The organism is Streptomyces sp. CA2R106 (assembly GCF_037034245.1).
Classification (GTDB): domain Bacteria; phylum Actinomycetota; class Actinomycetes; order Streptomycetales; family Streptomycetaceae; genus Actinacidiphila.
Genome location: NZ_JBAGKC010000096.1, coordinates 1 through 3,034 on the forward strand (window position 1 = coordinate 1; position 3,034 = coordinate 3,034).

Genomic DNA, 3,034 nt, shown 5'->3' on the forward strand with positions numbered 1-3,034 from the left:
ACCCCCAGCCAGACCCCGCAGTAGCGCGGGCACCGGCCGACCTCCACGAGACAGCCCCGTCAGGTCCAAGCGGGCCGGGACCGCCAACGGCACACCCCACGCAACCGCGGCCTCGAACAACGCCAAACCCTGCTCCGTCGACATCGGCTCGAGGCCACCACGACGCAGACGAGACATACCGGCGCCATCCAGATGCCCGGTCATCTCCGAGGTCTGTTCCCACAGCCCCCACGCCAACGACTGACCAGCCAGGCACCGATCCCGGCGATAGACAGCCAACGCGTCCAAGAACGCGTTCGCCGCCGCGTAACTGCCCTGCCCCGGATTGCCCACGATGGCCGCGGCCGAGGAATACAACACGAACCCGGCCAGTCCCATGTCCTCGGTCAGCTCGTGCAGGTTCCACGCCGCGTCAACCTTCGCCGACAGCACCGGCAGCATCCGCTGCGGCGTCAACGACTCCACGGTGGCGTCATCGATCACCCCGGCGGCATGCACCACCGCCGTCAACGGACGCTCCACCGCAACCTTGGCCAGCACCGAGGCGAGAGCGTCACGGTCGGCCGCATCGCCGGCCACCACCCGCACCTCAGCACCCAGCTCAGCCAACTCCGCAACCAGACCAGCCACCCCCGGCGCCGCCGGGCCACGCCGCGACAGCAACACCAGATGCCGCATGCCACGCACGGTGACCAGGTGCCGGGCCAACTCCCCACCCAGAGTCCCCGTCCCACCCGTGACCAGGACCGTGCCCTGCGGGTCCCACTGGGCGGGGACGTTCAGCACGAGCTTGCCGATGTGCCGGGCAGCCTGCAGATGACGCAGTGCCGCGACCGCCTGCGACAGCTCGAAGCACGTCACCGGCGGCGGCTTCAGTACCCCGGCCTCGAACATGCCGCCGAGCTCAGCGAGCATCTCCCCGACCCGCGGTACACCGGCGTCCATCAGGTCGAAGGCCTGGTAGATCACCCCGGGGTATGTCTGGGCGACCTGCTCGGGGTTGCGGATATCGGTCTTGCCCATCTCGACGAACCGACCACCACGCGGCAGCAACCGCAGCGACGCGTCCGTGAACTCCCCTGCCAAGGCGTTGACGACCACGTCCATGCCCGCACCACCGGTCACGGCCAAGAACCGCTCACCAAACGCCAGATCCCGCGTCGACGCGATGTGGCTCTCATCGACGCCCATCGCCCGCAACGCGGCCTGCTTGGCCGGACTCGCGGTCGCGAAGACCTCCAAACCCCATTCCTGAGCCAACTGCACCGCAGCCGTACCCACCCCGCCGGTCCCGGCATGGATCAACACCCGCTCACCCGGACGGGCCTGGGCCAGATCCCGCAGCGCATAAAACGCCGTCAAGAACCCCACCGGCACCGCCGCGGCCTCCTGGAACGACCACCCCCGCGGCACCGCAGCCACCAGCCGGCTGTCCACCACCCCCACCGGCCCCCACCCCGGCACCAAACCCATCACCGACTGCCCCACCACCAGACCATCCACCCCCGGCCCGGCCTCCAGCACCACCCCGGCAGCCTCCAAGCCCATAACCCGGCCATCCGAGACCATTCCCAGCCCGGCCACCACATCACGGAAGTTCACGCCCGCCGCGCGCAGGCCCACCCGGACCTGCCCCGGCAACAACGCCACGCCCGCCTCGGGAGCATCGACCACCGCCGCACTGCCCAGATCACCCGGCTCGGCGACATCGACTCGCCAGCCCGAACCAGCGGGAAGCGCCAGATCCCCGGACGCACCCGCCCGGACCAGCCGACGCCCGAACACCGCCACAGTCCCGCCGTCAGCAGTAGCAGGGCGGATGCGGACCTCAGGCTCATCAGCACCCAAAGTCACGGCCAGGACGGTATCCACGTCAACGTCCCGGGCCGGGTCTAGGTCAGCCGCCGGGTCGACGTCGACCAGCAGCACACGCCCCGGATGCTCCGACTGCGCCGAACGCACCAAACCGACTACCGCCGCGCCCGCCAGGTCCTGCCCGGTAGCCACGCCCTGGGTCCAGACCACCAACCGCGAACCAGCGGTCTCGGGATCGGCCAGCCACTCCTGCACCCAACCCAACACCGTCACAGCAGCCAACTGAGCCGCCTCCGGCGCCGAAACCCCCGATGGGGCAGCCGGCACCACCGCCACCACCACCGGAGCCACTTCGGCCCCACCGTGCCGCACCCACTCCACGGCAGCCGAAGCCTGCGCCGGCAGCGGAACCCAGTCCACCGTGAACAACGACTGCCTGGGCACCCGACCCGACCCGACCAGTTGCCCCGGCGCAACCTCCCGCAACACCAACGACCGGGCCGTCAGCACCGGCTGACCGACACCATCGAACGCGGTGACCGAGATCCCTCCCGACCCGGCGGCCAGCACCACCCGCAAGTGACGCGCACCGGCGGCCAGCAATCGCACGCCCGACCACGCGAACGGCAACTCCGTCCCGCCATTGCCGTCACTAGCGGCCAGCAAACCGTGCAGAGCGGCATCAAGCAGAGCGGGATGCAAGCCGAATCCGGCAGCGTCGGAGTCAATGATCTGGGGCAGTTCGACTTCGGCGTAGACGGTGTCCCCGGCACGCCATGCCTGGCGCAGGCCCTGGAACGTCGGACCGTAGGCGTAACCGCGCCGGGCGAACTTCTCGTAGGCGTCGTCGACCGGAACCGCCACCGCGCCGACCGGAGGCCAGGCACCCAGCGGGGCGGGGACCGGCTCGCCATCGGCCGGGGCCAGCACGCCCACCGCGTGCCGCACCCACTCGCCCTCCCCCTCACGAGAGGAGACCGTGACCGTTCGCCGGCCGCTGTCGCCATCGCTGTCGCCGACGTGGACCTGCAACTGGACGCCACCGGAGGAGGGAAGGACCAGGGGCTCCTGGAGCGTCAACTCCTCCAGGACACCACACCCGGCCAGATCGCCGGCGTGGACGGCCAGGTCCACGAACGCCGTCCCCGGCAGTAGCACCGTGCCGTGGACCGCGTGGTCGGCCAGCCACGGCATCGTGGCCAGCGACAACCGACCCGTC

General features: G+C 70.5%; 1 protein-coding gene. It reads right to left on the minus strand.

Annotated elements, in window-relative coordinates; genetic code table 11:
• Positions 1-3,024: SDR family NAD(P)-dependent oxidoreductase (locus WA788_RS35150; RefSeq protein ID WP_335984475.1), on the minus strand; the 3,024-nt coding region annotated here is incomplete at its 3' end.
• Between the last annotated feature and the right edge of the window lie 10 nt (positions 3,025-3,034).